Origin of the sequence: Pseudomonas cuatrocienegasensis (assembly GCF_900110925.1) — a bacterium.
GTDB lineage: Bacteria > Pseudomonadota > Gammaproteobacteria > Pseudomonadales > Pseudomonadaceae > Aquipseudomonas > Aquipseudomonas cuatrocienegasensis.
In genome coordinates this window covers 199,339-223,787 of the sequence record NZ_FOFP01000005.1, presented here as the reverse complement: position 1 = coordinate 223,787, position 24,449 = coordinate 199,339, and the positions used below count along the sequence as shown (strand labels likewise).

Sequence of the window (24,449 nt, the reverse complement as noted above, 5' to 3'; positions counted from 1 at the left end):
TGGCACGCGGTTTTTCCGCGGGCATCGTGACAGTTTGGAACGGTGCTCTTGGCCGGGGGTTCAACCTGTTTGCGGGAGTAGCAGAAACAACAAGGCCGCCCGAGTAGGCGGCCCGAGTAAGTATTCAACTCGGTTAGCTGGTGTACACCGGGCCGACCCCGATGCCCCACATAATGACCGAGCTGGCGATCATTGCCACCAGCACCACCAGGCCAACGGCGAGCACCGAGCTGGAAAACATAAAGCCTTCGTCCTCCGGGATGTTCATAAATGCCGGAATGCCGACATACAGCAGATAGACCGTGTAACAGATGGCCACAGTGCCAATGATCATCGCCAGCCACAGGTGTGGGTAGAGCGCCGCTAGCCCGCCGATAAACAGTGGCGTAGCGGTGTAGGCCGCGAAGACCACGCATTGGGTGAGGTTGGGGCTGGCGTCGTAGGTGCGCGCCATCCAGTGAATGAAAGCGCCCATGACCGCCACCCCGGCAATCATCGCCAGGTAGGCCATCAGGGTGAGTTGCAAGGCACTGCTTTCGGTGAGCATCACCGGCGCTCGTGAGCCGATGGCCCAGCCAACCTGGGTGGTGCCGATATAAGCCGAGACCGCTGGTACCGCCGCCAGCACTAGGACATGGGTCAGGTACATGTGGCTGATGGTTTCTTCCTCGCCACGAATCTCTTGCCATTCTTGGTCGGGATGGGTGAAGAGCCCCCAAACGTGGTGGATCATATCAAGCACCTCCTCGTTATTATGATGAGCCGCCCCCCGTCCCTGCGTCTGCTGCGCGTGTGCTGCACAAGCAGGTGGCAGGTCGAACCTCTGCGACCCTATGTCGCAGTATAGGTGGGGCTTTATCGTCCGGCGGGCGCTGCTTAGAGCAAATGGCTCTCTGGAGCTCAACGGTAATAGCGTTCCAGTATGTCCATGGCCTGATTGATCGCTTGCAACCTGCTGGTGCTACCGCCGCGGTCCGGGTGGTGCTGGCTGACCAGTTGCCGGTAACGGTGCTTGATGCGCTGGGCGGTGAGGGGCTCCGCTGCGTCCGCCAGTTCGAACAGGGCCAGGGCCGCCTGGCGTTCTTCGCCGCCCTGCAGGCCTCGCCAGAAACTCTGCAGCAGCGCATCGACCTCAGCCGTACCGGTTGCCTGCAACTGACCCATATCCAGGTAATAAGCGCGCAACGGGTCGTGCGCGCACAGTGCGACTGTGCCGGCCTGGTAGGGCAGCAGGCGAATGTTCAAGGTGTGGATCTCGAGCCAGCCGGCGCGCTGCTCGCACAAGCGCTCGCGCAGTCGATAGAGGGCGTTGAACAGCAAGAAATGGCAGCGGAACAGGTTCAGGGTGTCGCTCAACGGCGCGCTGGGCAGGGCGCTGCAGCCTTGCTGGCGCAGGTGTTGGAGCAGGGCATACTCGCCGATACCGGCAGGGTGCGCATGCAGCGCGGCCATTATGGGGTCAAGCAGATCGTCAGTTGCTTCAGTCATGGTTGCTTAACCGGCTGTCGTGCGCGGCATTTTCCTTGATGACAGGGTGGGGTGCGGCCTGGTTTCTGCGTAAAATGCCGCACTTTCGTCAGTATCCGGATTCCTGCGCATCATGGGCACCCTCTCGGTCAATCAGAACAAACTGCAAAAGCGTCTGCGTCGCCAGGCCGGCGAAGCCGTTGCCGACTTCAATATGATCGAGGACGGCGACAAGGTCATGGTCTGCCTGTCCGGCGGCAAGGACAGCTACACCATGCTCGACGTGTTGCTGCACCTGCAGAAGGTCGCGCCGATCCAGTTCGAGATCGTTGCCGTGAATATGGACCAGAAGCAGCCCGGCTTCCCCGAGCATGTGCTGCCGGCTTATCTGGAGTCCATCGGTGTGCCGTACCACATCGTCGAGAAGGACACCTATTCGGTGGTCAAGGAGAAGATCCCGGAGGGCAAGACCACCTGCTCGCTGTGTTCACGCCTGCGCCGGGGCACGCTCTACACTTTCGCCGATGAAATCGGCGCGACCAAGATGGCCCTGGGGCATCACCGCGACGACATTCTGGAAACCTTCTTCCTCAATATGTTCTACGGCGGCACGCTCAAGGCCATGCCGCCCAAGCTGCGCGCCGACGACGGGCGTAACGTGGTGATCCGCCCGCTGGCCTATTGCAGCGAGAGCGACATCGAGGCCTACAGTGTGCTCAAGGAATTCCCGATCATCCCTTGCAACCTTTGCGGTTCCCAGGAAAACCTGCAGCGTCAGGTGGTCAAGGAGATGCTGCAGGAGTGGGAGCGCAAGACCCCGGGGCGCACCGAGATCATGTTCCGCGCGCTGCAGAACGTGGTGCCGTCGCAACTGGCCGACCGCAACCTGTTTGACTTCAAGAGCCTGAAGATCGACGACAGCGCCACGCCGCGCTTCCTCGACGTGATGAACCTGTAAGCGAGCGAACATGCGCGATTACCAATGGCTTAATGAGTTCTGCCTGAACCGCTTCGGCTCGGCTGCCGCGCTTGAGGCGCAATTACCGCAGCCGCTTACGTCGGCGCAGTTGCGGGCGATCAGTGACGACCGTTACTTGTCGATCATGAGCCTGCGGATCTTCCGCGCGGGGCTCAAGCACAGCCTGGTGGACGCCAAATGGCCGGCCTTCGAGCAGGCGTTCTTTGGCTTTGACCCGGAGAAAGTCGTGCTGATGGGCGCCGAGCACCTGGAGCGCCTGATGCAGGATGCCCGTCTGATCCGTCATCTGGGCAAGCTCAAAAGCGTACCGCGCAATGCTCAGTTCATTCTTGATGTCGGCCAGGAGAAGGGCAGCTTCGGGGCAATGATTGCCGACTGGCCGGTGAGCGATATCGTCGGTTTGTGGAAATACCTGGCCAAGCACGGCAACCAGCTTGGCGGATTGTCAGCGCCGCGGTTCTTGCGCATGGTTGGCAAGGACACCTTCGTGCCCAGCGACGATATGGTCGCGGCCCTCAAGGCTCAGGGCATTGTCGATAAACTGCCCACCAGCCAGCGGGACCGGGCGGCAGTGCAAGCCGCCTTCAACCAGTGGCAGGCGCAAAGCGGCCGGCCGCTGTGCCAACTGTCGGTGATGCTGGCCCATACGGTGAACCACTGAATTTGCAAAAAGGCGGCTTAGATGGCGCGGTAGAACCACTGGGTCACATTAAGTGCCATAGAATTTGCAAATGGACGCTATAGCGGGCATAGTCGCGTCCTTATTCAGTTTCTCGACACGGTCGTGCCCATGCCCAAACGCTTAGCACCCCTCGTGCCCCTCGTGCCCCTCGCACTTACGCTGATGCTTGCCGCCTGTGCCAGCACCGCGCCACAACCGCCGTCCGCGGTTGAGCTTCCTGGTCGTCCGGTTTCGATGGTCATGCCATCGGTGGATGAGCAGGACGAAGAAAGCACCGAGATCGGCGCTTTCAGTGACGACAAAAGCTACGCACTGCCACAACTGGCCGACAGTATTCTCAACCATGGGCTGTCCCTGGTCGGTACGCGCTACCGTTTTGGCGGTAGCTCGGTGAAGTCCGGCTTCGATTGCAGTGGTTTCATTGGCTATCTGTTCCGTGAAGAGCTCGGCATGCAACTGCCACGCTCCACCCGCGACATGATCAATATCGATGCGCCGCTGGTTGATCGCGCCGAGCTGGAGCCGGGTGATCTGGTGTTCTTCAGCACCGCCGGCCGTGGCCGGGTGAGCCACGCAGGCATCTACCTGGGTGATGATCAGTTCATCCATTCCAGCAGCAGCCGTAGCGGCGGCGTGCGCGTCGACAGCCTGGATGATCGCTACTGGAAACGTACCTTTATCGAAGCCAAGCGCGTCCTGGCTCTCGCACCGAGCGAGACCCTGGCCCGGCACCCTTGAGGGTGAAACAGGCGGCCTGCAATGCGCGGGTCGCCTGTCATTTCTGACCGTTCTGGTCGTTTCTCATATATTTCAACAGGCTGCTAGCCAAAGCTAATGCTTGCACTGAATAGTGCGAGCCGGCAGAGTAGGCGCGTTCCGGCTCAGGATATCGCTGCTGATGAATGCTCTCGCCCGCCTGTCCTTGCTGTTTGTGCTTGCCTTGCTCGGTGCCTGTGCCAGCCATGCGCCTGCGCCTGCAACCGCTCCGGTAGCCGAGCGGCCGGTGATCGCCAGCCCGCTCAGCGGTTCCCCCGAAGATGTGCTGTTCAGAGCCCTTGGTCTGGTTGGTACGCCTTATCGATACGGCGGAAATACCCCGGCCGGTGGCTTCGATTGCAGCGGTCTGATCGGTTATGTCTACCGCGATGCCGCCGGTATCAGCCTGCCGCGCTCGACCCGCGAACTGATCAGCATGCGCGCGCCGAATGTGGGGCGTGATCGCCTGCAGAGCGGTGACCTGGTGTTCTTCGCCACCAATGGTGGTCGCCAGGTCAGCCATGCCGGCATTTATGTCGGTGAGGGGCGTTTCGTTCATGCACCCTCCAGCGGCGGCACTGTGCGCCTGGACAGCCTGAGCAACAGCTATTGGCAGCGTACCTACCTGGATGCCAAGCGAGTGTTTACCCCGGAACTGGCACGCAACCCCTGAGCGTCGGCGGTTGCCTGAGCAATGCCCGCGTCGATTCGCCTTCCGCCGCAGCCGAGTGCTTGTGAGTTGTGCGCGCGCGCCGCACCGCTGACGCGTCACCATCTGATTCCCAAGACCCTGCACGACAAACCCTATGTGCAGAAACACTATTCCCGCGAGCAGCGCATTACCGCGACTTTGTGGGTCTGCCGCGCCTGTCATAACCAGATCCACCGGCTGTTCAGCGAAAAAGACTTAGGGTCTGTTCCCGTTTCGTTCGCGGCCGCGCCGGAGCCAGTTTTAGCGCGAGGCAAGGCACGAGATGCGAAGTTTAGCCGGCTAAATGAGCTATCGAGAAACGCAGCATCGCGCTAAAACTGGCCCGGCCCTACGGGTTGCGCGCAAAATCTCGCCATGCGGTGTTGGAGGACTTGGCAAGGGAGTAACCATTCCCTGCGTCCTCCGCCTAGCGGAACGCCGCCCGGCCTGGCGAGATTTTTCGCAGCAACGCGGTTTGCGACGAAACGGGAGCAGACCCTAGCCCTGGCCTACAACAGCCGCGATGCCCTGTTGGCTGATGAGCGTCTGCGTACCTTTGTCGAGTGGTTGGCCAGTAAGCCGCCTGGCTTCACCCCGCGTCATTGACGCCTGCGGCGCTGCGCACTACTCTGCGCGGCTTGCAACAGGTGCCCCCAGCGCTATGCGCGTGCGGGGTGAAACAGGGAAGTCGGTGCGTTGTGCGTGTGTACGCCAACCATTCCGACGCTGCCCCCGCAACGGTAAGTGAGTCAAACGCCGCAACTGCCACTGTGCTGTATGCATGGGAAGGCGCGGCTTGGAACCTGTTCACGATCTGCTGCGCGTCGGCGCTACTGCGTTAAAAACAAGCTCGGAATGCTCATTTACAGCTCGTAAACTCCGCTTCCTCGCTTATTTTTGCCTTGTATCGCTCTAGCTCGCGAGATCGTGGACAGGCTCTAAGAACCTATTGCTAGGTTCGCTCACAAGCCCGGAGACCGGCCTGTCGCAGTCCACAGCATCGCGGAGGGCGTTGTCTGGCGTGTGGGTCGTGCTGTGCGCGAGTTCCGCGTTCTTTCTATCTCCGCATTTTTTCAGGCAGATCGCCCCGAGGCGATGGAGCAGTGCGGATGACCGAATCGATTGAGCGCGACGCCCGTCACAAGGCGCGTATGGCCCGCAAGAAGGCGCTGATCGACGAAAAAATCGCCCAGGCCCAGGACGAGTACGGTTTGCTGCTGGTGCACAGCGGTAACGGCAAGGGCAAGAGCAGCGCCGCTTTCGGCATGCTTGCCCGGGCGCTGGGGCACGGCATCAAGGCCGGCGTGGTGCAATTTATCAAGGGCGCTGCGACCACGGGTGAGGAGGCGTTCTTCCGGCGCTTTCCCGATGAGGTCAGCTACCACGTGATGGGCGAGGGCTTTACCTGGGAAACCCAGGATCGTCAGCGTGATATCGACAAGGCGCAGCAAGCCTGGGAGGTGGCACGCGGGCTGCTGAACGATCCGGCGATTGGTCTGGTGGTGCTCGACGAGCTGAATATCGCGCTGAAGTACGGCTACCTGGAACTCGACGCGGTACTCGCCGACATCGAAGCCCGACCGTTGCTGCAGCATGTGGTGGTGACCGGGCGCGGTGCGCTGCCGGGGATGCTCGAAGCTGCCGACACCGTCACCGAAATGGGCCTGGTCAAGCATGCCTTCAAGGCCGGGGTGAAGGCGCAAAAAGGGGTGGAGTACTGATGCCAGCGCGCCACTGCCCCGCGCTGTTGATCGCGGCCCCGGCGTCTGGCCAGGGCAAGACCACGGTGACTGCTGCTCTGGCGCGCCTGCATGTGCGCCAGGGCAAGCGCGTGCGCGTGTTCAAGTGTGGGCCTGACTTTCTCGATCCGATGATCCTGGCGCGCGCCAGTGGCGCACCGGTCTATCAGCTCGACCTGTGGATGGTCGGCGAGGCCGAGAGCCGTCGTCTGCTGTGGGAGGCCGCCGCTGAGGCCGATCTGATTCTGATCGAAGGGGTGATGGGACTGTTCGATGGCACGCCTTCGGCAGCTGACCTGGCGCGGCGTTTCAATGTACCGGTACTGGCGGTCATCGACGGCTCGGCCATGGCGCAGACTTTCGGCGCCGTGGCCCATGGCCTGGCGACCTTCCAGGCGGATCTACCGTTCTCCGGGGTGTTGGGTAACCGCGTCGGTAGCGCCCGGCATGGCGAGATTCTGCGAGACGCGCTGCCGTCTGGGATTCGCTGGTACGGCGCGCTGCCACGCAGCGCTGAAGTCGGCCTGCCGAGCCGCCATCTGGGCCTGGTGCAGGCCGGCGAACTGGTTGATCTGGACGCGCGCCTGGATGCGGCCGCCGATGCCTTGGCGGCCAGCGCCGACACCACCTTGCCGCCGCGGGTCAGCTTTGCCGCCCCCGAGCAGCCGGTGCCTGTGCCCTTGCTCAAAGGTGTACGCATTGGCGTGGCCCGCGACAGCGCCTTTGCCTTTCTCTACCAGGCCAACCTGGACCTGCTGCGGGCGTTAGGCGCCGAGTTGGTGTTCTTCTCGCCCCTGACCGATGCCCAGTTGCCGCCGGTTGACAGCCTCTACCTGCCGGGCGGCTACCCCGAGTTGCATTTGCCGCAACTGGAGGCGAATCAAGCCATGGCCCACGCGATTCGTGCCCACCACGCCGCCGGTAAACCCATCCATGCCGAATGCGGCGGCATGTTGTACCTGCTCGACCGGCTGACGGACAAACAGGGTGTCAGCGGGCGAATGCTCGGACTGCTGTCAGGTGAAGCCACCTTGCAGCCGCGCATGACCGCCATGGCCTTGCAAAAGGCCGAGTTGCCGGAAGGCCAGCTGCGTGGGCACAGTTTTCACTACTCGGCGCTGACCAGCGACCTGCAGCCACTGACCCGCGGCGAGTGCCCGAACTACAAACGCACGGCTGAGGCGGTCTACCGCCAGGGCCGGCTGACGGCCTCCTATATCCACTTTTACTTCCCGTCGGCGCCAGAGGCGGCGGCGGCGCTGTTTCACCCGGAGGGTTCAGGATGAACGAACAGGCATTCAGCACGGCCGAACGCGCCGCAGTCTATCGGGCCATCGCCGAGCGACGCGATATGCGCCATTTCAGCGGCGGTACGGTCGCCCCCGAGGTGCTCGCGCGGCTGCTCGAGGCGGCGCACCAGGCGCCCAGTGTCGGTCTGATGCAGCCCTGGCGCTTCGTGCGCATCACCCGGCCGGCGTTGCGTACGGCGATCCACGGCTTGGTTGAGGCCGAGCGGGTGCGCACGGCGCAGGCCCTGGGTGAGCGTGAAGATGAGTTTATGCGCCTGAAGGTCGAGGGCGTTCTGGATTGTGCCGAATTACTGGTCGTGGCCTTGATGGACGGACGCGAGCCACACCTGTTCGGACGTCGTACACTCCCGCACATGGACCTGGCCTCGGCCTCCTGCGCGATCCAGAATCTTTGGCTCGCCGCCCGCGCCGAGGGACTGGGGATGGGCTGGGTGTCATTGTTCGAGCCTGCGGCGCTGGCCGAGCTGTTGGCCATGCCGAGCGGCAGCGAGCCTATTGCGGTGCTGTGCCTGGGGCCGGTGAATGAGTTTTACCCGCAGCCGATGCTGCAGGCCGAGGGCTGGGCGACGCCGCGCCCGCTGGCCGAGCTGCTGTTCCAGGACGAGTGGGGCAGCCGCTGAACGTTTCGCACTGTTGGTTTTTTCTGATAACTGGATCGCCCATGCGCAAAGGCCCGTTTTTGCTTGCCTGTTGTCCCGCCCGTGCTCGTGAGGTCGCGCCTTGAGCCTGGTCCTCAGCACCCTGGCAGGTGTCACCCTGGATGCCTTGATCGGTGAGCCGCGCGGCTGGCACCCCTTGGTAGCATTCGGTCGCTTGGCTGAGCGCCTTGAACAGCGCTTCAATCCGGGCGGCGCTGGTTGGCGCAGCCATGGCGTGAGTGCCTGGTGCCTGGCGGTATTGCCGCTGACTGTGCTGGTCGCGCTGCTGGCGCAGGTGGAGGCATTCGGCTGGGCTGTCGAGGTGCTGGCGTTGTATTTCGCCTTGGGCCTGAACAGCCTCGGCCAGCATGCACGACCGGTGGCCGAGGCCCTGCGTCTGGGCGACCTGGCCCTGGCCCGCGAGCGTGTCGGCTATATGGTCAGCCGCAATACCGCAGGGCTCGATGCTTCTGGCGTGGCGCGGGCCGGCACCGAGTCGGTCCTGGAAAACGGCTCCGACGCAGTCTTCGCGGCGCTGTTCTGGTTCATCATCGGCGGCGCGCCGGCGGTGGTGCTGTATCGCCTGAGCAACACCCTGGACGCCATGTGGGGCTACCGCACCGAGCGTTTCGAGCGCTTTGGCTGGGCCGCGGCGAAAATCGACGATGGACTCAATTACCTGCCGGCGCGCCTGGTTGCGTTGACCTACGCGCTGCTCGGCAAGACCGCCCTGGCGCTGCGTTGCTGGCGGCAGCAGGCGCCCTTGTGGGACAGCCCCAATGCCGGCCCGGTGATGGCCGCAGGTGCTGGTGCCTTGGGCGTGTCACTGGGCGGTAGCGCCGATTATCACGGCGAGCGCCACGAGCGCCCTGACCTGGGAGAGGGGCCGCAGCCGCGGGCGCGGGATATCGAGCGGGCGCTGAACCTGGTCAACGGCGGCGTGCTGCTGTGGTTGGCGATTCTGATCATCTGGGGGCTTGTCAGTGCTTGAACATGGAGGCCGTTTACGCGCGGCCGCGCTGGAATATGGTATTGCCCTGACTGACTGGCTGGACTTGTCCACCGGCATCGCCCCCTACGGCTGGGCGATACCCGAGGTGCCGGCCGCTGCCTGGACACGTCTGCCTGAGTTGCACGATGGTCTGGAAATCGCCGCCCGCGATTATTACGGCGTGGCCACACTGCTGCCTGTGGCCGGCTCCCAGGCGGCGATCCAGGCCCTGCCTCGCCTGCGGCGCAATGCCAGTGTCGGCATTGTGTCACCGGCCTATGCCGAGCACGCCGCAGCCTGGCAGCGCGAGGGACATCGGGTGCTGGAGATCAGTGAGTCGAGTGTTAACCGCGCTCTGGAACGCCTCGATGTGCTGCTGTTGATCAATCCCAACAACCCCACTGGGCGACACTTCTCGCCGGCCCAGTTGTTGGCCTGGCATGCGCGCCTGGCTGAGCGCGGCGGCTGGCTGATCGTCGACGAGGCTTTTATCGACACCACCCCGGCGCAGAGCCTGGCCGCGCACAGCGGCGAGCCTGGGCTGATCGTGTTGCGCTCGTTCGGCAAATTCTTCGGCATGGCCGGCATACGCCTGGGCTTCGTGTTGGCGGAGCAGGCACTGCTCGACCGGCTCGATGGCCTGCTGGGTCCCTGGACGATCAGCGGGCCGGCGCGCTTCGTTGCCAGCCGATTGTTGCAGGACCAACCAGCACAGGTACGTCAGCGCGAGCGTTTGCGGGTCGATGGCGAGCGTCTGGCAGCCCTGCTGCGTGGCCACGGCTTACCACCTACCGGCGGCTGCGCGCTGTTCCAGTGGATCGCCAGTGAACGGGCGAAGCTGCTGCATGAATTTCTGGCCTGCAACGGCATATTGACCCGATTGTTTGCTCAACCGCCCAGCCTGCGTTTTGGTCTGCCCGCGGATGAGTCCGGCTGGCAGCGGCTGGATCAGGCTTTGGCTGTGTTCGCCAGGGAGTGCCCATGAGTACGCTGATGGTCCAGGGCACCACCTCCGATGCCGGCAAAAGCACCCTGGTGACGGCTCTGTGCCGCTGGCTGGTGCGCCAGGGCGTTGCCGTGGTGCCGTTCAAACCGCAGAACATGGCGCTCAACAGCGCGGTGACCGCCGACGGCGGTGAGATCGGCCGTGCCCAGGCGGTGCAGGCTCAGGCATCACGGTTGGCGCCGCACACCGACATGAACCCGGTGCTGCTCAAGCCCAACAGTGATATCGGCGCCCAGGTGATCATCCACGGGCGTGCCCTGCGCAGCATGGATGCGTTGGCCTACCACGACTACAAGCGGGTGGCGATGCAGGCGGTGCTGGAATCCCACCAACGCCTGAGCGCCGCCTATGCGGTGGTGATGGTCGAAGGCGCTGGCTCGCCGGCAGAGATCAACCTGCGTGCCGGCGACATCGCCAATATGGGCTTTGCCGAGGCGGTGGATTGCCCGGTGATTCTGATCGCCGATATCGACAAGGGCGGGGTCTTTGCGCATCTGGTCGGCACCCTGGCGCTGCTCAGCCCCAGTGAGCAGGCGCGGGTCAAAGGTTTTGTGATCAACCGTTTTCGTGGCGATATCGCGCTGCTGCAGCCAGGCCTGGACTGGCTCGAACAGCACACTGGCAAGCCGGTGTTGGGCGTGTTGCCGTACCTGATGGATTTTCACCTTGAGGCCGAAGACGCCATCGACAGGCGCCAGGCCGTCAAACTCGATACGCCGCTGCGGGTGGTGGTGCCGGTGTTGCCGCGTATCAGCAACCACACCGATTTCGACCCGTTGCGCCTGCACCCGCAGGTACAGCTGACATTCGTCGGCCCCGGTCAGGCGATTCCGTCGGCAGACCTGATCATCCTGCCCGGTTCGAAAAGCGTGCGCGCCGACCTGGCTTACCTGCGTAGCCAGGGCTGGGAGGCGGCCATCAGCCGTCACCTGCGCTATGGCGGCAAGCTGCTGGGCATTTGTGGCGGCCTGCAGATGCTCGGTGAACGTATCGCCGACCCCCATGGCCTGGAAGGTGCGCCGGGCGAGAGTCAGGGCCTGGGGCTATTGGCCTTCGACACCGTGCTGGAACACGACAAGCAACTGCGTACCGTGCAGGGCCGGCTGTGTCTGGAAGACGCCGTTGTCAGCGGCTATGAAATTCACGCCGGGGTCAGTCAGGGGCCGGCCCTGGCTCAGGCCGCGGTGCAACTGGATGATGGCCGCTGTGACGGCGCGCTGAGCGCCGATGGCCAAGTACTGGGCACCTACCTGCACGGGTTATTCGAGTCGGCTGAGGCCTGCTCTGCGCTGCTGCGCTGGGCCGGACTGCAGGCGGTGCAGGTGGTGGACTACCATGGATTGCGTGAGCGTGATATCGAGCGTCTGGCCGATCTGGTCGAACAGCACCTCGATACTCAGGTCCTTGAGGCTCTTTGCGGTTTGCCCCCGCGCAGTAACGGAGCGAGTGAACATGATGCATGAACTGATTCTGGGAGGCGCCCGCTCCGGCAAGAGCCGGCTGGCCGAGCGGCTGGCGAGCGAGTCCGGTCTGGCGGTGACTTATCTGGCTACCAGCCAGGCGTTGGACGGCGAGATGAGCGCGCGTATTCGCCAGCACCGCGAGCGCCGACCCTCGGCCTGGGCGTTGGTCGAGGAGCCGCTGGCCCTGGCCCGCGTGTTGCGCGAGCAGGCATCTGCCGAGCGCTGCCTGTTGGTCGATTGCCTGACGCTGTGGCTGACCAACCTGCTGATGCTCGACGACCCGGCCCGGCTGCAGGCCGAGTGCGATGCGCTGCTCGATAGCCTGGCAGAGCTGCCTGGACGAGTCATTCTGGTCAGCAATGAAACCGGTTTGGGCGTGGTGCCACTGGGTGAGTTGAGCCGCCGTTATGTCGACGCGGCCGGCGAGCTGCACCAGGCCGTGGCAGCGCGCTGTGCACGGGTGGTGTTCTGCGTGGCCGGGTTGCCGATGGTGCTCAAGGGAGCCGCGCTATGAACCTGGCCTGGTGGCAGGGACCACGCCAGCCGCTCGATCATGTGGCGCGGCACAAGGCGCTGGCGCGTCAGCGTGAACTGACCAAACCGGCCGGCGCCCTGGGCCAGTTGGAGACGCTGGCCGTGCAACTGGCGGCTTTGCTGGGGTGTGAACGGCCGAGCCTGGATAAGCTGTGGATCAGCTTGTTTGCTGCTGACCATGGCGTGGTGGCCGAAGGTGTTTCAGCCTACCCCCAGGCCGTTACCGGGCAGATGCTCAGCAATTTCCTCAATGGTGGCGCGGCGATCAGTGTGCTGGCACGGCAGTTGGGCGCCGAGCTGGAAGTCATCGATCTTGGCCTTGCCGTGCCGCAGGCGCCGCATCCCGGTGTCCGCCATCAGCCCCTTGGCCCTGGTACCGCCAACCTGATGCGCACGGCGGCGATGACCCCGGCGCAGCTCGCCGCAGCGCTGCAGGTCGGTCGCGAGGCCGTGCTGCGCGCGCAGCAGAGCGGGGCGGCGCTATTCATCGGCGGGGAAATGGGCATCGGCAACACCACCGCCGCCACCGCCCTGGCCTGTTGGGCGCTGCGTGAACCGTCCCATGAACTGGTCGGCCCCGGCACGGGACTGGACGATGCCGGGGTGGCGCACAAGGCAGCGGTGATCGACGTGGCTCTGCAACTGCATACACCGCTGATAGACGGCCCGCTGGATGCACTGCAGCGGCTGGGCGGGTTCGAGATCGCTGCCCTGGCCGGTGCCTATATCGCCTGCGCACAACAGGGTGTGATTGCCCTGGTCGACGGTTTTATCTGCAGCGTCGCCGCCCTGTTTGCGGTGTGCCTCAATCCCGACTGCCGCGACTGGCTGCTGTTCGCTCACCGTGGTGCCGAGCCAGGTCATGACCATGTGCTGCGAGCATTGCAGGCTGAACCCTTGCTCAAGCTCGGCATGCGTCTGGGCGAGGGCAGTGGCGCCGCGCTGGCCGTACCCTTGCTGCGCCTGGCCTGCAGCCTGCACAACGACATGGCCACGTTTGCCGAAGCTGCCGTTGCCGAGCGCCGTTCGTGAGCCTGTACCTGGAGTTGCTGCGCCACGGCGAAACCGAATCGGGTGGCGGCCTGCGCGGCAGCCTGGACGATGCCCTCACGGCGACCGGCTGGGCGCAATTGCGCGGCGCGATGCAGGGCGCCGGACCTTGGGATCGGATCATCAGCTCGCCCTTGCAGCGCTGCGCCCGCTTTGCCGAAGAGTTGGCCGCTGCCCACGCCTTGCCGCTTACTTTGGAAGCTGATCTACAGGAGTTGCACTTCGGCGCCTGGGAGGGGCGCAGCGCCGCTGAGCTGATGGAAACTGACGCCGACGCCCTGGGCCGCTTCTGGGCTGACCCGTACAGCTTTACCCCACCCGAGGGCGAGCCGCTGTTGCAGTTCGAAGCACGCATCCATGCCGCACTGCAGCGCCTGCAGCGTGATTATCCCGGCGAGCGCCTGCTGATCGTCACCCACGGTGGGGTGATGCGCCTGCTGCTGGCCCAGGCTCGCGGCTTGCCGCGCCAGGACCTGCTGCAGGTCAGCGTGGCCCATGCCGAGCGGGTGCGCCTGCAGCGGACAGCAGAGGGGACCTTGGCGGTGCTGCCGTGATGCCCTTGCCGCTGCTGATCGCCGTGCAGTTTCTTACCCGTTTGCCGGTGCGCCTGCCCGGCATGCCAGCGGCAGAGCAGGTGGGTCGCTCATTGCTCTGGTACCCGCTGGTGGGCGCGCTGATCGGCCTGCTGCTGGTGGCCGCGCACCTGCTGCTGGCGGGTACGCCGGCGTTGTTGCAGGCGGCGCTGTTGCTGGCCCTGTGGGTGGCCCTCAGTGGCGGCTTGCACCTGGATGGCCTGGCAGACAGCGCCGATGCCTGGGTGGGCGGCTTTGGCGACAAAGAGCGCACCCTGATGATCATGAAGGATCCACGCAGCGGGCCGATCGCCGTGGTGGTGTTGGTGGTGGTGCTGCTGCTCAAGTTCGCCGCCCTCGTTGCCTTATTGCAGACGGGCGAGGGTGGATTACTGCTGCTTGTGCCCTGGCTGGCTCGTGGTCTGCTGCCGCTGCTGTTTCTCTGCACGCCCTATGTGCGCGCCGGCGGCCTGGGCCAGGCATTGGCCGAGCACCTGCCGCGCCGGCAGCTGCCCTGGGTGCTGGCGCTGCATGGCGGGCTACTGCTGTTGATTGGCGGCGCCGCCGCTGTATTGGCCTTGCCGGTTGCGGCTTTGGTATTCCTCTGGCTCCGGCATCTGATGCGCCAGCGCCTGGGGGGTACCACCGGCGACACGGCGGGGGCGTTGCTGGAAATAGCCGAGTGCGCGGTGCTGGTGGTGCTGGCTATCGTCTAGCCTGCGTTGCCATCGCGGCGCGACACCAGTATGCCCGCTCTGACGGCCCTCTTATCATGGAATACCCGTCAAGAGGGCCTCGTATTCTGTTGCACAGCGCCGAATATCAAGCGGCCAGGCCAATTGCCTCACACGCCTCGACACAACGCTGGCAGGCCTGAGCGCACTGCTGGCAATGGTCGTGGGCATGCTTGGCGCATTCCTCGGCGCAGGCTTGGCAGGCGAGGGCGCAGAGCCGGCATATTTCATCCACCAGGGCGCTTTCGCGCAGCATCAGGCGTTCGGCCAGACGGCACAGGTCGACGCAGTCGAGGTCGAGCTGGATGCAGGTGCGCATCTGCTCGACATGGGGTTCGCGCAGGCATGCGGCCGCGCAGCTTTCACAGGCGATGGCGCAGGCGCTGCAGGCTTGGATGCAGTCGGTATAGGCAGTGGTGCTCATGCTGATGTCCTCTTGCGGTGGCTGTCCGTGGTGGACCTGCAGGGGGGCAGTAGTGTTCAGAGAAATTGCTCGGCGGTACGGCATTGTGTGGATGGCGCGTGAAGGTGTACTGCCGTTATTGTGTGGAGCGCGGCCCAGGCCGTGACGATTTTATTTGGCTGAACGGGCGCTGGCGCCCCTAAGGACCGGTAATGCATTCGGTGTGGCGCAAGAGCATATGGATTCTGCTGGGGGCATCGCTGATCCTGGCCCTGTCGCTGGGTATCCGGCACGGCTTCGGCCTGTTTTTGGCGCCGATGAGCGCCGACTTTGGCTGGGGGCGTGAGGTATTCGCCTTTGCCATCGCCCTGCAAAATCTGATCTGGGGTTTGGCACAGCCCTTTGCCGGCGCCGTTGCCGACCGCTTCGGCGCGCGCCGCACGGTGATCGTCGGCGGTGTGCTCTATGCCCTCGGCCTGCTGTGCATGGCCCTGGCTGACTCGCCCTGGTCGTTGTCGCTGAGTGCGGGGCTGCTGATTGGCATCGGTTTGTCCGGCACCTCGTTCTCGGTGATTCTCGGCGTGGTAGGTCGCGCCGTCCCCGCGCAGAACCGCAGCATGGCCATGGGCATTGCCGCTGCTGCAGGCTCATTTGGCCAGTTCATCATGCTACCTGGGTCTCTTGGCCTGATTGCCTGGCTGGGTTGGTCGGCTGCGCTGTTGGCCCTGGGGCTTTTGGTGGCGCTGATCGTGCCGTTGGCAAGCATGATCAAAGATGTGCCGTTGCCGGTCCTGGCAGGCGAGCAGACCCTGGCTGAGGCGCTGCGCGAGGCCTGTGCGCATCGCGGTTTCTGGTTGCTGGCCCTGGGCTTTTTCGTCTGTGGCTTTCAGGTGGTGTTTATCGGTGTGCACCTGCCGGCCTACCTGGTCGACCAACACCTGCCGGCGCTGGTTGGGACCACGGTCTTGGCGCTGGTTGGGCTATTCAATATTTTCGGCACCTACATCGCCGGCTGGCTGGGCGGGCGCATGTCCAAGCCGCGCCTGCTCACAGCGCTGTACCTGGCACGGGCGGTGGTGATCACGGTGTTTATCATGGCGCCGCTAACGGTCTGGAGCGCCTATGCATTCGGCATCAGCATGGGGCTGCTATGGTTGTCGACGGTACCGCTGACCAATGGCACGGTGGCGACGCTGTTTGGCGTGCGCAACCTGTCGATGCTGGGCGGCATCGTCTTTCTGTTTCACCAGCTCGGGGCGTTTCTCGGTGGCTGGTTGGGTGGTTATGTTTATGACCACACCGGCAACTACGACCTGGTATGGCAGATCTCGATCCTGCTCAGCCTGCTGGCCGCGGCCCTTAACTGGCCGGTGCGCGAGCAGCCGGTCGCGCGTTTGCGCACGGCCGGCATATGAGTGTTCGGTTTGTTGGGGGATTGTTGTTGGGCGTCGCTGCCTGCGCACTCCTGGCGCTGGCCTGGTGGGGTTGGCGCCAGGGCGGTTTGGCTTTGCTGCAACTGGGGATGAGCCTGTGCTGACGCATCGGGTTACCGTTGCCGATTGCTGAGCCGTTGGCCTGGGCGTAGCGTATCTCTGTCTCTGTCTCTGTCTCTGTCTCTGTCTCTGTGAGCGAGGTTTCGATCATGTTTTCGCGTCTTCTGGCTGTCCCCCTGCTGCTTGGTGCGTTGAGCAGTACCACGCTGGCTGCCGAGTGCCCGGCGCTGCTTGAAGGCGAATTGCCCAAGCTGCGCGCGAAAACCTCTATCGACCTGTGCGAGCAGTTCGCCGGCAAGCCCATGGTGGTGGTCAATACGGCGAGCTTTTGCGGATTTACCCCGCAGTTCAAAGGGCTGGAGGCGCTGTACCAGCGCTACAAGGGCGAGGGGCTGGAAATTCTCGGGGTGCCCTCGGACGACTTCAAGCAGGAGTCCAATGATGCCGCCGAGACCGCTACGGTGTGCTACGTCAATTACGGCGTGACCTTCGCCATGACCGAGCCCCAGCACGTCACCGGGGCCAACGCCATTGCGTTGTTCAAAGGCCTGGCCGTGCAGAGCGAGGCGCCGGGCTGGAACTTCTCCAAGTATGTGGTGGACCGCAAAGGTCAGGTGGTCGCGGCGTTCTCCAGCCGTACCGCACCGGATGATCCCAAGCTGCTGGCTGCGGTGGAGCAGGCCATCGCCAGCCAACCCTGATGCCGTCGCGACCTTCACCCATCTGGGCGATGGGAGGGTCGCCAGGCCTCCTTTAGAGTGGTGCTACGCCGGACGCAGTCTCCCGGCGTGCCCACAATAAAAACAAGGAGGCACCCATGCGTCGCGTCATTACCACTGCCCTGGCTGCAGCAGCCCTGCTTGGTGCCGTCGAGGCCCACGCCAACTACACCCAGACCCGCTATCCGATTGTGCTGGTGCACGGTGTGACTGGTTTCAACACCATCGGCGGGTTGATCAACTACTTCCACACCATCCCCTGGAACCTCGAGCGCGATGGCGCCAAGGTCTTCGTTGCCAGTGTCGCGGCATTTAACGACAGCGAGCAGCGCGGTGCAGAACTGGCGCGGCAGATCGTGCCTTGGGCCGGCGCCAACGGCGGCAAGGTCAACCTTATTGGTCATAGTCAGGGTTCGCCGACTTCGCGGGTCGCCGCATCTTTACGGCCCGACCTGGTGGCCTCGGTGACCTCGATCAACGGCGTCAACAAAGGCTCCAAGGTGGCCGATGTGCTACGTGGGGCGATCCCGGCCAACGGCGCCATCGAAGGCGGTGCCAATGCGCTGGCCAATGCCTTGGGTTCGGTGATCAATCTGCTGTCGGGCAGCAACAATCCGCAAAACGGCCTGGCAGCGCTGCAGACCCTGACCAGCTCCGGTACTGCCGCGCTCAATAGCCGCCACCCCTGGGGCGTCAACAGCAGCAGCTACTGCGCCAAGTCCACGGAGGTGCACAACGTTCGCGGCCACAGCATTCGCTACTTCTCCTGGACCGGCAATGTGGCTTACACCAACGTCTTCGATGCAGTCGATCCGTTCCTGGCGATCACCGGCCTGGCATTCGGCAGCGAGAAAAACGATGGCCTGGTCGGGGTCTGCTCGACCTACCTGGGGCAGGTGCTCGGCGACGGTTACAACATGAACCACGTCGATGCGATCAACCACCTGTTTGGCATGCGTGGCTGGACCGAGCCAGTGTCGTTGTACCGCCAGCATGCCAACCGCCTGAAAAACAAAGGTGTCTGAGGGATGCCTCGACTGCTGATCGTCACCCTGGCACTGCTGGCCGCCGGGGGCACGCTGCTGCTTAACTGGCCAAGCCCTGCGGCTGTGGTTTCGCCTCCCGTGGCGCAGGCGCGCCCGGTTGTGCAATCTGCGCCTGCAGTCGTGCCAGGCGCAGCGCCACACGTGGTGGCGCCGTCCTCTGCAGCCGCAGCGCTGGCGCCGCTGGTAGGCACCGAGGTGGATGGTCGGTTGAGCACCAATGCGGCGGGTAACCTGCTAGTCGACCTGGGTGTACGCGACTATTTCGATTACTTCCTCAGTGCCGTCGATCAGGCGGGGCTCGATGCCAGCCTGGGCGCCTTGCTAGCGGATGTTCGCGGCCGCCTGGCCGAGCCAGCACGCAGCCAATTGGTCGACCTGTTGGGTGACTACCTGGAGTACAAGCGCGCTAGCCTGGCTCTGATGCAGCAACCCTTGGCGCCTTCGCAGCAACAGCCGCAAGGGCAGCTGGCGGCGCTGCAGGACGCTTTCGAGCGCCTGGCGCAGCTGCGTCGCAGTCACTTTTCCGCTGCAGCCGTGGAGGGTTTGTTTGGCGCTGAAGAGGCCTATGCACGCTACACCCTCGAGACCCTTGGCCTGAATGCGCGCACCGACCTGAGCGAGGCTGACAAGGCACTCGCCCTGGCGCAGGCCCGCGAGCAACTACCCGCGGCCCTGCAGGCCAGTGAGTTGCGTCAGCAGCAGGCTCTGGTACAGCAGGCCGAACAGGCGCGTCTGTGGCGTGAGGGTGCGGATGAACAGCAGGTGCGTGCGTTCCTCGCCTTGACCTATGATCCGCCGACGGTCGAACGCCTGCTCGCCGAGCAGCGTCGCGAACGCCTCTGGCAGCAGCGTTACAGCGCCTACCGCGAGGCGCTGGCGGAGCAGCGCAGTGCGGGGCTGAGTGCGCTCGACCAGCAGCGCGAGCAGGTGCGTTTGCGCCAGCGTCTGTTTGCCGCCGAGGATTACCACCGGGTCGAGACTTACGATGCCATTGCCAGCCATCTGCAACAGCCAAACCCCTGACCGCCAGCAGGTGAACGGGTGACCCGCGCCAGCCTGACCCTGGAGCAGGAGGAGCAGCAACTGCTGACTCAACAGCGCCGTGGCTACGCGTGGCTGCGCTTTGCCGGGGAACTCGAAGAGGGCTTTGTCGAGCATCGCCGCCAGCGTATCCAGCGGCGCCTGCTGCTGATCGGCGGCACGGCGATCCTGTTCCAACTGATCTATGTCGGCCTCGACCTGATGCTGCTGCCCCTGGCTGTCAGCCTGATGAGCCTGCCGCTGCGCAGCCTGGCGATCCTCGGGGTGATTCTGGCGGTGCTCTACTGCAGACTGCCGGATCGCCCACCACGCGCCGTGTTGCGCGTGTACAGCGGTGCTTTCGCATTGAATGGCATCTGTGTGGTGCTGATTATTCACCTGTCCTGGGCCCAGGGCCTGGCCATGCCCTACGACGGGCTGTTTCTGATTTTGCTGTTTGGCTATGTGCTGCTTGGTATCTCCTTTCGCGCGGTGAGCCTGGTGTGTTGGGGCTTTTGCGCGCTGTTTCTCGGCATCGGGGTGTGGTTCGGCGATGCCCGCGCGATTCTCTCGTACCAGGGGCTGTTCCTGCTGTGCGCCAACCTGATCGGCAGCGGTGGCGCCTACCTGCAGGAGCACGGTCAGCGTGGTGCCTGGCTCAACTTGCGCTTGCTCGACCTGGCGCGCCAGCGTGCCGAGCGCGATGACGCACGCAAGCTGCAGTTGCTGGCGGCGGCCAGCCACGACCTGCGGCAGCCGCTCAATGCCATGGGCCTGTACGCCCAGCACCTGGTTGAGCGCAGTGAGACACCCGAGGTTAGGCAAGTCAGCAGCCGCTTGGCGGTATCGGTGGAGCAGCTCAGCCGGTTACTGCAGTCATTGCTCGACTACACCCGTCTGACATTGCCGGGCGGTGTGCCGGTCAAGCCTCAGGCCTTCGCCTTGCGACCGCTGCTCGAGCGCCTGGTCGCTGAAACACACGGCGAGGTGCAGGCTGAGGGGCCGCTTATTAGCCTGCACAGTGACGCAGATGTCTGGGTCTGCAGCGATCCGCTGTTGCTTGAGCGCATGGTGCGCAACCTGCTGAGCAACGCCCTGCGTCACGCCGACGCGCAAGCGATACGGGTCAGCGTGCGGCGCCAGGACGACCAGGTGCTGTTAGCTGTCGAAGATGACGGCCGGGGCCTGGACGCCGCCGAACAGGCGCAGGTGTTCGAGGAGTTTCGTCAGTTGCACAACCCCGGGCGCAATGCCGAGCGCGGCCTGGGCTTGGGGCTGGCCATCGTGCGGCAACTGGCAGCGCGTCTGGCACATCCGCTGCAGCTCAGGTCGCAGCGCGGGCAGGGCGCCTGTTTCAGCCTGCTGTTGCCGGCGGCTGTGGCCGAGGTGGCATCCAGCCCGACCATTGCTGCTCGGATGCACGGGCGCCTTCTGCTGCTCGAAGACGATGCAGCCAGCCGTGAGGCACTGCGCGGCCTGCTCGAGCGTTGGGGCTGTGACGTGGCGGCCTGTGCAACCCTCGGCGAGGCGCTGCTGGCTGTAGCTGAGGCGCCGCCCCACTTGCTGATCAGCGATTATCGCCTGGGCACCGAAGAAGATGGCCTGCGCGCCCTGGAGCGCCTGCGTGAGGAGGCCGGGCGCATGCTGCCGGCTTTGTTGATCACGGCCGAGGTAACGCCGGAACTGCAGGAGCGCTGTATGCCGGCCCACGTCACCCTGCTGGGTAAACCGCTGCTGCCGGCACGCCTGCGCCAGGCCCTGGCAGTGATGCTGCCGGCAGGCTAAAGCCAGCCGCGTTGGCGGGCGACTTGCACACAGGCCGTGCGGGTATGCACGTCAAGTTCCTGATAAAGCGTTTTGAGATGGGTCTTGATGGTGTCTTCGGACAGGCTCAGCTCGCGGCTGATCAACTTGTTTGGCAGCCCTTCGGCCAGCAGGCGGAGGATCTGTTGCTGGCGCGGGGTCAGAGGCAGACGTGCGGCTGCTGGCCCAGGCAGCACTTCGCCAAGTAGAACGCGGGTCACCGCCGCGCGCAGAGCATCGCCATCAGCACTCTTGGGAATAAACCCCAGGGCGCCGGCGTGCAGTGCGGCCTGGGCGTCGAGCGGCGAGTCGCTGGCGCTAAGGATGGCCACAGGTGTCAGGTGGCCCTGCTGTTGCCAGCGTTGCAGCAGGTCAAGGCCTGGCATGTCGGGCAGGTTCAGGTCCAGAAGAATCAGGTCGAAGGCGGTTTGACGCAGACAGGCTTCAGCCGTAGCGGCGTTGTGCGCGGTGCTGATGTGCAGGTCGGGGCAGAGCGGGGCGAGGGCCAGGCTGAGGCCATCGAGGAAGATGCGGTGGTCATCTACCAGTAACAGACGCAGCTGTTCGGGTAAGGCAGTGCAGAGTGCGTTCATGGCGGTCTCACGCGGCTATTTCTTATTGTTGTGCCGCGCGAGTGTAGCGCAAAGCTTAGAAGCGGTAGGTCACTTGCGCACCCAGGCCATGGGCCGAGTTTTTGTAGGTCGAGCTGTAGGCGTCTTTAGTGATCTCGGTGTCTTCTTCCATCAGGTAGGAGTAAGCGAGGTCGATGGTCATGTCGTCATCCGGGCTCCAGGCCGCGCCGAAGCTGACGATGGTGCGGTCGCCGGTGGGGATGCGCGGCGAGCGGTCGACGTTGTTGGTCGGTGACTGATCCACCGCCAGACCGGCGCGCAGCACCCACTGTTTGTTCAACTGGTAGGCCGCACCCACGGCATGGGCCCAGGTGTCGTGCCAGTTCTGCTCTTCGACGATAGCGCCCAGGCTCGGGGCCAGTGGGCCAGGTACGCCGCTGTTGTCGACGCGGATTTCTTCCAGGCGGCTCCAGCGGGTCCAGGTGCTGCCGGCGTATACCGTCCAGTCTTCGTTCAGCGCGTGGGTGACGGAGAAGTCCACCGACTCAGGGGTCTTCAACGCCAGCGAAGCATCGTAAGAGCTGCCCGAGAACGGGCCGAAACCGGCGCCTTCGATCTTGGTGTCGCCCTCAAGCTTGTAGTCGACCATGGAGTGATAGGTCAGGCCGAAGCGGGTTTGCGGAGTGAGCTCGAAGAGCACACCTACGTTGTAACCCAGGGCCATATCATCGCCCTTGATCTTCACCTTGCCATCGTTGCTGCCAAGGGAGCCAGCATTCAGGGTGGACGAGGTGAGTTCGCCATCGATACGGTTGATGGTCGGCCCGAAACCAATCGACCACTGGTCGTTGAAGCGGTAACTGATGGTCGGCTGCAGGGTGATCACCCGTACTTCGCTGCGGTCGCCGTAGTAACGCCCGGCAAAACCGTTCTCGTAGTCGGTAACCAGACCGAAGGGCACGTACATGCCAAAGCCGACGGCCCAGTTGTCGTCCAGCGGTTTGACGTAGTAGCCCATGGGCGCGGCGATGAACGGCACCATGTCGCCGTCGTTGCTGCCGCCGAAGGTGCTGCTGGCATCGTCGATATCGGTGCGCGCGTAAATGGCTGCTGCGCCGAGGCTGACTTGTTCGCGCTTGAGGCGTGCCATGCCGGCCGGGTTGCCGAATACGGTGGTGGCATCGTCGGCAGACGATGAGCGACCGGCGAAGGCGGTGCCCATGTTGCTGACGCTTTGTTCGTTGATGGCGAAGCCGCTGGCCATTAGCTGGCTGGAGGCAGTGGCAATGGCGATGGCGAGGCTGGTCTTGAGGACTCTTGTGCTCACGATGAACTCCTGGGGAGTGGACGGGGGGCGGAAACTAGCAAGTTTCCTGACGCCTGCCAAACACTTAAAGTTCACGAAAAATTATGGATTGTCCTACAAAAGATGGCTTTATGCTGGCAAAGCCGCTGATCGTGCTCTGGTTTCAAGCTGCTTTTTCGAGATGGCCAATACAGCGCTGCCAGGCCTCGATGAACTCGTCGGGCCGACCTTTGGGGGAGAACACTCGACACCAGAGCGTGGCCAGTGAGCCGAGATCATAGGTTTTTCAAGGTAGGTGCTGGGGCTTAACGCTAGAGCCGGGTACGCCGTGCGCACCGGCGCAGCCTACTCGGCGACTCGTACCTATGTGGGACATAGCCTTTTTCAGGGCTATGTCCCAATTGGCTGTTACAGCCGTATGCAGGCCATAACGCAACTCCCGTAGGAGCGCCGCCCCGGCGCGAAGCTTTTGGACCATCTGATATACCGCTCAAAGGCCGCTATTCGCCGCGAGGCGCGGCTCCTACGAGAAGCAGTGACGCCGTGCAACACTCAATTGGGACATGGCCTTGTTCAATGGCCTGTTAGTCGCCTGTGGCAACCGGCCGCTCAGGGTCGGTGATCCACTCGCTCCAGGAACCGGCATACAGCGGCGACAAAGGATAGCCGGCGAGGCTCAAGGCAAACAGGTTGTGGCAGGCGGTCACTCCTGAGCCGCAGTAGGCGACCAGGGCATTGGCGGGGCGAGCGCCGCGGAGGGCGTCGAAGCGTTCGCGCAATTGAGCGGCGGGCAGGAAGCAGCCGTCAGCGTCCAGGTTGTCGGTGAACACCGCGCACTGTGCGCCGGGGATATGCCCGGCTATCGGATCGAGAGGCTCGACCTCGCCACGAAAACGCGGCAATGCGCGGGCATCGAGCAGGGTCAGCTGTGGGTCCTGCAGGCGTTGCTGCAGCTGTTCTGCACTGAGCAGCAGCTGTGCGTCCGGTTGGCCGTTGAAGGTGCCGGGTGCCGGTTGCGTGGGTTGCCCATCCAGGGAAAGCCCTGCGGCCTGCCAGGCGCGTAGACCGCCGTCGAGCAGGTAAACCCCTTCGCGCTTGCCAAGCCAGGCCAGCAACCACCAGGCACGGGCGGCGAAGGCACCGGGGCCGTCGTCATACAGCACCACCTGGCTGTCAGCATTGATGCCCCAATGGCGCAGGCGCTGATTCAGCGCGGCTGGGTCGGGCAGCGGGTGGCGCCCGGTGATGCCGCTGTGAATGGGGCCGGAGAGGTCCTGCTCAAGATCGGCAAAGCAGGCGCCGGGGATATGGCCTGCGCTGTAGACCCGCTGGCCGTAGGCGGGGTCGTCGAGGGCGAAGCGGCAATCGAGCAGCACCAGATCGGCGCTGCCCAGGCGTGCGTGCAGTTCCGGGGCGGTCATCAGCTGGGCGAGAGGCATGTGGGCATCCTGTTGGGCGTGATGACGCATCATAGC

25 protein-coding genes, 1 pseudogene and 1 riboswitch are annotated in these 24,449 nt (G+C 64.1%); of the genes and pseudogenes, 20 read left to right on the top strand and 6 right to left on the bottom strand.

The window, feature by feature from the left end; all coding sequences use genetic code 11:
• Window positions 1-133 precede the first annotated feature (133 nt).
• Together BMW49_RS09500 and BMW49_RS09495 are read right to left on the bottom strand one after the other, a co-directional pair.
• Window positions 134-733: a Yip1 family protein gene (locus BMW49_RS09500; RefSeq protein WP_069519030.1), complete on the bottom strand. Its 600-nt coding sequence runs from the start codon at window positions 731-733 to the stop codon at window positions 134-136.
• A 167-nt stretch (window positions 734-900) separates the two neighbouring features.
• Window positions 901-1,488 (bottom strand): DNA-J related domain-containing protein, encoded by a 588-nt coding sequence (locus BMW49_RS09495; RefSeq protein ID WP_069519031.1) that lies wholly within the window; start codon window positions 1,486-1,488, stop codon window positions 901-903.
• A gap of 112 nt (window positions 1,489-1,600) precedes the next feature.
• Here BMW49_RS09495 and ttcA point away from each other — a divergent pair, with 112 nt between their 5' ends.
• The 15 genes and pseudogenes from ttcA to BMW49_RS09415 all read left to right on the top strand — a co-directional run bounded on the left by ttcA (window position 1,601) and on the right by BMW49_RS09415 (window position 14,594).
• Window positions 1,601-2,425 carry a tRNA 2-thiocytidine(32) synthetase TtcA gene (gene ttcA / locus BMW49_RS09490; RefSeq protein WP_069519032.1) on the top strand — a complete coding sequence of 275 codons (825 nt, stop codon included), beginning with the start codon at window positions 1,601-1,603 and terminating at the stop codon, window positions 2,423-2,425.
• Between the two features lie 10 nt (window positions 2,426-2,435).
• Window positions 2,436-3,107, top strand: coding sequence for a DNA-3-methyladenine glycosylase I (locus BMW49_RS09485; RefSeq protein WP_069519033.1), 672 nt, complete (start codon window positions 2,436-2,438; stop codon window positions 3,105-3,107).
• 129 nt (window positions 3,108-3,236) lie between these two features.
• Window positions 3,237-3,866, top strand: a complete 630-nt coding sequence (locus tag BMW49_RS09480) for a C40 family peptidase (RefSeq protein WP_069519034.1) — start codon at window positions 3,237-3,239, stop codon at window positions 3,864-3,866.
• Between the two features lie 160 nt (window positions 3,867-4,026).
• Window positions 4,027-4,557, top strand: a complete 531-nt coding sequence (locus BMW49_RS09475; RefSeq protein ID WP_069519035.1) for a C40 family peptidase — start codon at window positions 4,027-4,029, stop codon at window positions 4,555-4,557.
• 21 nt (window positions 4,558-4,578) lie between these two features.
• Window positions 4,579-4,794, top strand: a pseudogene (locus tag BMW49_RS25095) (hypothetical protein); the annotation flags it as partial.
• Window positions 4,795-5,203: 409 nt separating this feature from the next.
• Window positions 5,204-5,575, top strand: a riboswitch (cobalamin riboswitch).
• Window positions 5,576-5,684: 109 nt separating this feature from the next.
• Entirely contained in the window at window positions 5,685-6,296 is a 612-nt protein-coding gene (cobO, locus tag BMW49_RS09460; RefSeq protein WP_069519036.1) for a cob(I)yrinic acid a,c-diamide adenosyltransferase, read from the top strand.
• The gene (locus tag BMW49_RS09455; RefSeq protein WP_069519037.1) at window positions 6,296-7,600 is read left to right on the top strand and encodes a cobyrinic acid a,c-diamide synthase CobB; all 1,305 of its coding nucleotides are present in this window, start codon (window positions 6,296-6,298) and stop codon (window positions 7,598-7,600) included. The genes cobO and BMW49_RS09455 overlap by 1 nt, the downstream gene beginning before the upstream one ends.
• The gene (gene bluB, locus BMW49_RS09450; RefSeq protein WP_069519038.1) at window positions 7,597-8,244 is read left to right on the top strand and encodes a 5,6-dimethylbenzimidazole synthase; all 648 of its coding nucleotides are present in this window, start codon (window positions 7,597-7,599) and stop codon (window positions 8,242-8,244) included. The genes BMW49_RS09455 and bluB overlap by 4 nt, the downstream gene beginning before the upstream one ends.
• A 100-nt stretch (window positions 8,245-8,344) precedes the next feature.
• Window positions 8,345-9,253, top strand: a complete 909-nt coding sequence (cbiB, locus tag BMW49_RS09445) for an adenosylcobinamide-phosphate synthase CbiB (protein WP_069519039.1) — start codon at window positions 8,345-8,347, stop codon at window positions 9,251-9,253.
• Window positions 9,246-10,238, top strand: a complete 993-nt coding sequence (gene cobD, locus BMW49_RS09440) for a threonine-phosphate decarboxylase CobD (protein WP_069519040.1) — start codon at window positions 9,246-9,248, stop codon at window positions 10,236-10,238. Before cbiB ends, cobD begins: the two co-directional genes overlap by 8 nt.
• On the top strand, window positions 10,235-11,722 hold the full coding sequence (locus tag BMW49_RS09435; protein WP_069519041.1) for a cobyric acid synthase: 1,488 nt from the start codon (window positions 10,235-10,237) through the stop codon (window positions 11,720-11,722). Before cobD ends, BMW49_RS09435 begins: the two co-directional genes overlap by 4 nt.
• Entirely contained in the window at window positions 11,715-12,236 is a 522-nt protein-coding gene (gene cobU, locus BMW49_RS09430) for a bifunctional adenosylcobinamide kinase/adenosylcobinamide-phosphate guanylyltransferase (protein WP_069519070.1), read from the top strand. Before BMW49_RS09435 ends, cobU begins: the two co-directional genes overlap by 8 nt.
• Window positions 12,233-13,288 carry a nicotinate-nucleotide--dimethylbenzimidazole phosphoribosyltransferase gene (gene cobT, locus BMW49_RS09425; protein WP_069519042.1) on the top strand — a complete coding sequence of 352 codons (1,056 nt, stop codon included), beginning with the start codon at window positions 12,233-12,235 and terminating at the stop codon, window positions 13,286-13,288. The genes cobU and cobT overlap by 4 nt, the downstream gene beginning before the upstream one ends.
• Window positions 13,285-13,860, top strand: a complete 576-nt coding sequence (gene cobC / locus BMW49_RS09420; protein ID WP_069519043.1) for an alpha-ribazole phosphatase family protein — start codon at window positions 13,285-13,287, stop codon at window positions 13,858-13,860. Before cobT ends, cobC begins: the two co-directional genes overlap by 4 nt.
• Entirely contained in the window at window positions 13,860-14,594 is a 735-nt protein-coding gene (locus BMW49_RS09415) for an adenosylcobinamide-GDP ribazoletransferase (protein WP_069519044.1), read from the top strand. Before cobC ends, BMW49_RS09415 begins: the two co-directional genes overlap by 1 nt.
• A gap of 106 nt (window positions 14,595-14,700) precedes the next feature.
• Here BMW49_RS09415 and BMW49_RS09410 read toward each other — a convergent pair whose 3' ends face one another.
• Window positions 14,701-15,036, bottom strand: coding sequence for a four-helix bundle copper-binding protein (locus BMW49_RS09410; RefSeq protein WP_069519045.1), 336 nt, complete (start codon window positions 15,034-15,036; stop codon window positions 14,701-14,703).
• A gap of 191 nt (window positions 15,037-15,227) precedes the next feature.
• Here BMW49_RS09410 and BMW49_RS09405 point away from each other — a divergent pair, with 191 nt between their 5' ends.
• From BMW49_RS09405 to BMW49_RS09385, 5 genes are all read left to right on the top strand, one after another.
• Window positions 15,228-16,430 (top strand): MFS transporter, encoded by a 1,203-nt coding sequence (locus tag BMW49_RS09405; protein ID WP_069519046.1) that lies wholly within the window; start codon window positions 15,228-15,230, stop codon window positions 16,428-16,430.
• Between the two features lie 227 nt (window positions 16,431-16,657).
• Window positions 16,658-17,209: a glutathione peroxidase gene (locus BMW49_RS09400; RefSeq protein WP_069519047.1), complete on the top strand. Its 552-nt coding sequence runs from the start codon at window positions 16,658-16,660 to the stop codon at window positions 17,207-17,209.
• Window positions 17,210-17,325: 116 nt separating this feature from the next.
• Entirely contained in the window at window positions 17,326-18,252 is a 927-nt protein-coding gene (locus BMW49_RS09395) for an esterase/lipase family protein (protein WP_069519048.1), read from the top strand.
• 3 nt (window positions 18,253-18,255) lie between these two features.
• Window positions 18,256-19,296, top strand: coding sequence for a lipase secretion chaperone (locus BMW49_RS09390; RefSeq protein WP_069519049.1), 1,041 nt, complete (start codon window positions 18,256-18,258; stop codon window positions 19,294-19,296).
• Between the two features lie 18 nt (window positions 19,297-19,314).
• Window positions 19,315-21,078, top strand: a complete 1,764-nt coding sequence (locus BMW49_RS09385; RefSeq protein WP_244168326.1) for a hybrid sensor histidine kinase/response regulator — start codon at window positions 19,315-19,317, stop codon at window positions 21,076-21,078.
• Here BMW49_RS09385 and BMW49_RS09380 read toward each other — a convergent pair.
• From BMW49_RS09380 to BMW49_RS09370, 3 genes are all read right to left on the bottom strand, one after another.
• On the bottom strand, window positions 21,075-21,689 hold the full coding sequence (locus BMW49_RS09380; protein ID WP_069519050.1) for a response regulator: 615 nt from the start codon (window positions 21,687-21,689) through the stop codon (window positions 21,075-21,077). The genes BMW49_RS09385 and BMW49_RS09380 overlap by 4 nt on opposite strands.
• A 55-nt stretch (window positions 21,690-21,744) precedes the next feature.
• Window positions 21,745-22,995 (bottom strand): OmpP1/FadL family transporter, encoded by a 1,251-nt coding sequence (locus tag BMW49_RS09375; protein ID WP_069519051.1) that lies wholly within the window; start codon window positions 22,993-22,995, stop codon window positions 21,745-21,747.
• A 563-nt stretch (window positions 22,996-23,558) separates the two neighbouring features.
• Window positions 23,559-24,413, bottom strand: coding sequence for a sulfurtransferase (locus BMW49_RS09370; protein WP_069519052.1), 855 nt, complete (start codon window positions 24,411-24,413; stop codon window positions 23,559-23,561).
• Between the last annotated feature and the right edge of the window lie 36 nt (window positions 24,414-24,449).